Source organism: Desulfovibrio piger ATCC 29098, assembly GCF_000156375.1.
In the GTDB taxonomy this organism is placed as follows: Bacteria; Desulfobacterota; Desulfovibrionia; order Desulfovibrionales; family Desulfovibrionaceae; genus Desulfovibrio; species Desulfovibrio piger.
The window spans coordinates 6,880-12,392 of sequence record NZ_DS996358.1 but is presented as its reverse complement, the minus strand read 5'-3'; the positions used below and the strand labels follow the sequence as shown (position 1 = coordinate 12,392).

At 58.6% G+C, this 5,513-nt stretch carries 10 protein-coding genes; all 10 read right to left on the bottom strand.

Annotated features, from left to right (window positions below; all coding sequences use genetic code 11):
* Nucleotides 1-127: 127 nt before the first annotated feature.
* Entirely contained in the window at nt 128-424 is a 297-nt protein-coding gene (locus tag DESPIG_RS14370; protein ID WP_006006594.1) for a hypothetical protein, read from the bottom strand.
* Entirely contained in the window at nt 421-1,338 is a 918-nt protein-coding gene (locus tag DESPIG_RS14365) for a hypothetical protein (RefSeq protein WP_246118354.1), read from the bottom strand. Before DESPIG_RS14365 ends, DESPIG_RS14370 begins: the two co-directional genes overlap by 4 nt.
* Nucleotides 1,335-1,589 carry a hypothetical protein gene (locus tag DESPIG_RS14360; RefSeq protein ID WP_006006590.1) on the bottom strand — a complete coding sequence of 85 codons (255 nt, stop codon included), beginning with the start codon at nt 1,587-1,589 and terminating at the stop codon, nt 1,335-1,337. Before DESPIG_RS14360 ends, DESPIG_RS14365 begins: the two co-directional genes overlap by 4 nt.
* A 9-nt stretch (nt 1,590-1,598) precedes the next feature.
* Nucleotides 1,599-2,201 carry a hypothetical protein gene (locus DESPIG_RS06620; RefSeq protein WP_006006588.1) on the bottom strand — a complete coding sequence of 201 codons (603 nt, stop codon included), beginning with the start codon at nt 2,199-2,201 and terminating at the stop codon, nt 1,599-1,601.
* 236 nt (nt 2,202-2,437) lie between these two features.
* The gene (locus tag DESPIG_RS06615; protein ID WP_006006584.1) at nt 2,438-2,839 is read right to left on the bottom strand and encodes a hypothetical protein; all 402 of its coding nucleotides are present in this window, start codon (nt 2,837-2,839) and stop codon (nt 2,438-2,440) included.
* 207 nt (nt 2,840-3,046) lie between these two features.
* Nucleotides 3,047-3,400: a hypothetical protein gene (locus DESPIG_RS06610; protein WP_006006583.1), complete on the bottom strand. Its 354-nt coding sequence runs from the start codon at nt 3,398-3,400 to the stop codon at nt 3,047-3,049.
* Nucleotides 3,397-4,122, bottom strand: a complete 726-nt coding sequence (locus tag DESPIG_RS06605) for a transglycosylase SLT domain-containing protein (protein WP_006006581.1) — start codon at nt 4,120-4,122, stop codon at nt 3,397-3,399. Before DESPIG_RS06605 ends, DESPIG_RS06610 begins: the two co-directional genes overlap by 4 nt.
* Nucleotides 4,123-4,124: 2 nt before the next feature.
* The gene (locus DESPIG_RS06600; RefSeq protein ID WP_040369618.1) at nt 4,125-4,484 is read right to left on the bottom strand and encodes a putative holin; all 360 of its coding nucleotides are present in this window, start codon (nt 4,482-4,484) and stop codon (nt 4,125-4,127) included.
* A 163-nt stretch (nt 4,485-4,647) separates the two neighbouring features.
* Complete coding sequence (locus DESPIG_RS06595; protein WP_040369617.1) at nt 4,648-5,103, bottom strand: helix-turn-helix domain-containing protein; 456 nt, start codon at nt 5,101-5,103, stop codon at nt 4,648-4,650.
* A 1-nt stretch (nt 5,104) separates the two neighbouring features.
* A complete protein-coding gene (locus DESPIG_RS13250; protein WP_006006574.1) occupies nt 5,105-5,449 on the bottom strand; it encodes a hypothetical protein in 345 nt (114 codons plus the stop codon).
* Between the last annotated feature and the right edge of the window lie 64 nt (nt 5,450-5,513).

The window sequence follows — 5,513 nt, the reverse complement described above, 5'->3', positions numbered from 1 at the left end:
GCCAACCGGCGACAGCGAAAAATAGTGTGATAACGGCATGAAGCATGAAAAAGACCTCCGTTTTCCCGCCATTGTGGCAAAAAAACGGAGGCCATGCCCGGAAAGGGCGCGTACCATGCGAAGGATTTTACCAGCCGTTGAAATTGAAGCCGCTCATGGGGATCCCCACATATTCCCACGGCTCCGAGCTGCCCAGCTCCCTGCGTGCGTCCAGCATCATGGCACAGGCCACGGCGCTGTCGCCGTGCCTGCCGCCTGTTTTGTCCTTTGTCCGCTGCTCAGGCACACGGGCTACGCCTTTCATCACTCGAAGACTGCGAAAATCCGAAAGTATGCCCGCGTCCTTCGGTAAAATCAGCGTTTTGTCCTCTATCCCCGCTTTGAGCAGCGGCATGGTCTCCCGATACCAGCCTTCGGAAATCATGACTTCCCGAACCCGGCCAGGCCCGTACTGCTGCCGGGCCGCTTCCGCAAGGGCCGAACCGTTCCCCCGTGCGTCCAGCGATACGCCGGAAAAACGCGGCAAGGCGTCCAGCACGGCGAAAAGAATCTGCTGTTGCGTTCTGTGCGGGCAGTTGCGCAGCTCCAGCACAAAGGGCGGCACAAGGCGCAAATCCTTTTCTTCCGTCGCGGGCCAGAATACGGAGAGGTCGCCGCTGCGGCCAAAGTCCACGCCGCAGAAATGCGCCCGGTCTTTCGGCAGGCCGGAGAGAAGAGGTTCAAGCTGTTCCGCATCCAGCCTTTTGTGTAGCGTTCCGCCACCGGCAGCGGCCAGTCCACAAAGTCGCCGGCTGGCGGCGTCCATGTCAGCACGGGAACCGCCTCCATACAGGCTTCAATCATGCCGGTGGTCAGATATGCCCCGGAAGACTGCCGGGGAATGCAGAAAAGTTCTTCGTCCGCGCCGTCGCCATACGTCTTGATAAGATCGGCACGCCAGGCTTCTTCCGCTTCCGGCGTCCAGTTCTGTTTCGTCACCCGGCAGATACGCCGGTACAGTCCGGCGGAAAGCGCGTCGTCCAGCGTGATGCGGTGCAGACTGTAGGGCAGGTTTCCGGCGCGCACGTCCTGGATCAGCTCATTGAAAGGGTTTTCCGCCCCGTCATGCGTGGAAATGATGATGACCTGCCCGCCCCACATGAGCAGCGCCAGCGCCGCCTTCAAAAGTTCCGGCAGGTCTTCCACAAAGGCCGCTTCGTCGATGATGACGCGCCCCTGTTTGCCGCGCAGATTGGAAGGTCGGTTCGACAGCGCAAGTATCTTGTGCCCGCTGGCGAAGTCGATGCGGAAAGCCTTGATTTCCCGCTCGTCCCCGTCGCGGAAAATATCTTCGTTCACCTTCCCGGCCACGATTTGCAACTTTTTCGCCCATTCCGCACAGGTGTCGATATATCCCGCGTCATGTCCTGATTGAACGAAATATACAGCACGTCCATGCCGTCCCGACCGGAGGTCGAGGCTTTCAGCACGTCGTCCAGCGCCTGTGCCCAGGTCAGGCCGATACGGCGGGATTTTTCCACCACTTTGACCGGCGATTTGTCCCCCAGCCATGCCTTTTGATACGCAGCAACACGTCGCCCAGATTCCATACGAGCCTCCTAACTTGTGCCGAGGATTTCCCGGATGGCCTGCGCATTTTCCGGCGACAGCGCCTTGTCGCGGCTTTCTTCCTTTTCTTTCGGCAACCGCGCTTCCAGTTCTCCCAGAAGTTCCAGGCAGCGTTTCACGTCCTGTACCGTGGCGGCATTGATTTTTCCCGGATCGGACAAAGCCATGCCCACCTTGTTGCGCACGGCTTCACGCAACGCGGCCACAGCGTCCGCCTGCGTGGCAATATGAGGCCGTGCTTCCGGCTCGGAGAAGGAAGGTATCTTGCCCGCTGCCGCAAGTTCCGCCTGCTTCAATGCCAAGGATTCCAGGCTGGCCACGGCAAAGGCCACCTGCGAGGCTTCCTTGCCGTCCTCAGCCTCAAGCAGACGTTGCAAGATGGCCTTTCGCCCCATGACGGTGTTGAAACGTATCTCACTTTCCACCTGCGCCAGTTCCTCACGACGTTCACGCCAGCGGTATTTGTCCGCCCAGCGTTTCAACGTGGAAGTGGCCACGCCCGTCAGTTCGGAAACTCGCTCGAAGGACAGGCGATCCATGCAGTACAGTTCCTGCGCCCGCCACACGGTGCCCGGTTCATGTTCCCAGCCCATGTCAGTCTCCGAGTTCACGGCTCAGAATGGCTATACGCCTGTTCACGCCGTCAAGCTCCATCAGCCGTTCGTTCAGTTTGACGCCCAACGCTGCAATATATTCTCCCTGAATTCTTCCAAAGGATGAATTATGGAAAGGGCTGACAGCAAGCTGTCCCGGTGGGACTGTATCTCAGCCTCAATAATCTTCCGTCGCCTCCGCAGCTCTTCCCGCTGCCCGATTTCCTCCAGCCTGCTCACATTTTACTCCTTGTTTCCACGATGGTGGAAAGGTGTTCCACAGCGCGCGTGTTATTCACGACCAAAGTCTGCAACGCATCGGTCATCCTTTCGTAATTTTTTACCAAGGTCACATTTTTGCGGTAATACTCCGCGACTTCGTCATGTTTTTTGTTCATTTCCCGCAAGCTGGTCTCAAATTTTTCTGTCATCACCCGCAGACTTTCCTGGGTATCTTCCCGATAGGCTTCCAGTACCTTGGACACTCGCTTGCCGTGCTTGTAGTCCAGGACAAAAATCACGGCAATGACGAGAGCGGGAATAGAGGCCAGCACAAGAAGGATGCCGGGCACGCCCAGAGAAAACAGTGCTTCCAGCAAAGGCAGCGCAGCACTTACGGCAGCAGACATATCACTCATAATTTTCCCCGTGCCTGCTCACAGCGCAGCGCCGCGTTCAGGCCGTCTATGTAAGCCCGGATTTTATCGTCCCTTTCCAATAAGCAGGAAATATTCTCCGGGCTGTCCAGCGGCTCCGTCGCGTCCAGGTCCGGCAAAAGCGGAGCAGACGGGGACGGGCAGTCGGGCAGGTTGATAACAAGCGGTGCGGCCTGCTTACCGCATCCGCTACAAAGGACGATTAAGGCGCTCAACAGCGCGACGGCGCGTTTCATCGTCCACCACCTTGGCCTTTTCTTCTACGGTGCGGGCACGCGGCCTGGCCTGCTTTACAATAGATGTTCGTTCCGCCGCGTCTCGCGCGGCTTTTGTCTCCCGGTCCAGGCACAGGCGGGCATTTTCCGCCTGCGCTTCCGCGTCCTTCCGGTACGCTTCCGCCGCTGTTTTCCACTGGTCGCGTTCCAAGGCTGTGGCGGCATGATGCAGCCTTTCCGTGTCAAGCGCGCCCTTAGTAAGCAACAGAGAGTAGGAAACAGCCACCAGCGCGAACACAGTTCCTATCCCGATCAGCCGGAGCATCATAACCGCGCCTCATCTTCCACGCCCGGCCCCCAGCCCGCCTTGATATAGGCGTATTGCCGTTCTTCCAGGATCAGACGGGGATAGTTGCGGTTTTCCCGGAAAGCGGCTTTGCTGCGCCCGGCGTTCACGTTTTCCACAGCCCCGAACCAGCGCCGGTCATCCACGCCCAGCGCGCGGGCTTTTTTGCGATCACGGTTCACCCAGCCCAGCCCGCCGTTGTACGCGGACAGGGTAAAGGCCATGCGTTCAAAGTCGGAATGACCGGCGACACGATCCCATAGCCATTTGTCGTAAACACAGAGCGCCCGCAGGCTCCAGCCCGGATTGAACGGCGCGGGCTTGCCTGTTTCCGGTGCCACAGAAGGCAACCAGCGCGCCGTGGCGGGCATGAATTGTGCCAGCCCCTGCGCCCCCACATGCGACACAGTATCGTTGCGCCACCAGCTTTCGGTATGAACCTGCGCTGCAAATACGGCCACCGGTGCGTCCAGTCCCCAAGTGGCATGGGCAGCACGAACCAGAGTCGCCCGGTACTGTTGCGCAGCGCGGGGAATCGTCACCTCAGCGGCTTTCGCACTAATCGGCAACCATAGGGAGGCCAGATAAAAACCGATGAACAGAAGAAAACCTCGTAGTATCCACCGGGCGCAGCAGCACAGGGCCTGTACCAGAATTTCCTTCCATGTCGGGCTGGTCTCAACCTTCAAAGTTACGTCCGGCATGGTTACAGCCCCAGCGCCACGGCCAGCACAAAAGCCGCAATAATGCAGGCCCGGCGGAGCATGGCCGCGCAGAACGGACGAAAGTAACCGGTGGCAATGGGAAAGTCCGGCTGACCGTCATCCCCCGTGGCTTCCGGGTTTTCCCGCCAGTCTTTGTCCAGATAGGAAGACGGCAGCGCATAGGGGAACGCCAGAAAGTCAAAAGCCATGCCCGCAATGGCCGCCACCATGACCAGCGCCAGCTTGTAGGCCACAACAGGCCCCTGATAGGGAGAAAGGAAAACCAGTCCCGCCAGCAGAACAAGGCCGCTCACGATGAAAGCGGCCAGCAGATACCGGGGATTGCAAAGAAACTTCTTCATGAAAAACTGCTCCTTGCCGCGCTCGTTTCGGAATGACCCCGCCGGAATAAATCCGGCGGGGAAGGGAGGAACGGACCGGACGCGAAAACGGCCCGTCACGGCAATCATGCCATGGCGGGCCGCTTCATGCCCGGAAAGGGCGCGGGCTATGCGAACTTTTTTTTCACTCGTCAAAATCACCTCGAAGTTCCTTGACCTCCTTGGACCGGACGCGAACAGGACTGTCCTTGAGCCGTATCAGTTTTCCCTCGGCTATATAGTCGTAAATGGTGCGCTCCGAAACATTCAGGCAATAAGCCGCCTGCCGCACGTTCAATATGTCGTGACGGTTTACCATTTCCTGCGGCGTCAGAGAATAGGGCTGCTCGGAAGGTATGCTGGAATAGCGTATGGGCAGCGGAAGGGGAAAGCCCGCCGGACGTTTCAGAGTACAATGATCCGCGCAGCCGATGCAGCAAAACACGTCTCCGCGCACGAACCAGAACGGCTTGCGCCGGTTCCCGCGCAATACATGCGTGCAGCCTAGCTTTTCATATACGCGACGCTCAGGTTCCGCGTCATAAGGGCGCCATCCTTCCCTGGTCAGCGTCACAATTTCCCGTATCCGCGCTTTCGACATCTTATCCCCCTTGAAACACCCTGAAAAACAGCTCCTTGCTTTCTCGTTCCGTCTGCTCCCGGCAGGAAAGGCACTCCCTGCGGTCAAGGCGGCGACAATGGGAACAGCGGATTTCCTGCAACGCCTTTCCCACAACTTCCGGCGTCACGTCTCTGCCCCGTGGGCTTTCTCCGGCCCCGGAAAGCGCTGCCTGAATCCTTGCAGCCTGCTCGTGCCATTTTCCAGGATAACGCCCGGAAAGCACCAGATACACTGTTGCCCGCTTCATTTCAGGGTGTGCCCGGCAAAAGGCGTACACGCTCCGATAGCGGGCCAACACCGCCTCTTTCAGTTCACTGGCCGTCATGCTTCTTCTCGAACGCCTTTTCACGCCGCTGCAAGTCTGACAGCAACGTGGAAATCTGTTTCCC

What these genes read in the sequence shown, in the direction of transcription:
- DESPIG_RS14370 (WP_006006594.1), bottom strand. Translation starts at nt 424, where the DNA reads ATGATTTCCGAAGGCTGGTATCGGGAGACCATGCCGCTGCTCAAAGCG.
- DESPIG_RS06605 (WP_006006581.1), bottom strand. Translation starts at nt 4,122, where the DNA reads ATGCCGGACGTAACTTTGAAGGTTGAGACCAGCCCGACATGGAAGGAA.
- DESPIG_RS06615 (WP_006006584.1), bottom strand. Translation starts at nt 2,839, where the DNA reads ATGAGTGATATGTCTGCTGCCGTAAGTGCTGCGCTGCCTTTGCTGGAA.
- DESPIG_RS13250 (WP_006006574.1), bottom strand. Translation starts at nt 5,449, where the DNA reads ATGACGGCCAGTGAACTGAAAGAGGCGGTGTTGGCCCGCTATCGGAGC.
- DESPIG_RS06600 (WP_040369618.1), bottom strand. Translation starts at nt 4,484, where the DNA reads ATGAAGAAGTTTCTTTGCAATCCCCGGTATCTGCTGGCCGCTTTCATC.
- DESPIG_RS06620 (WP_006006588.1), bottom strand. Translation starts at nt 2,201, where the DNA reads ATGGGCTGGGAACATGAACCGGGCACCGTGTGGCGGGCGCAGGAACTG.
- DESPIG_RS06610 (WP_006006583.1), bottom strand. Translation starts at nt 3,400, where the DNA reads ATGATGCTCCGGCTGATCGGGATAGGAACTGTGTTCGCGCTGGTGGCT.
- DESPIG_RS14360 (WP_006006590.1), bottom strand. Translation starts at nt 1,589, where the DNA reads ATGGAATCTGGGCGACGTGTTGCTGCGTATCAAAAGGCATGGCTGGGG.
- DESPIG_RS06595 (WP_040369617.1), bottom strand. Translation starts at nt 5,103, where the DNA reads ATGTCGAAAGCGCGGATACGGGAAATTGTGACGCTGACCAGGGAAGGA.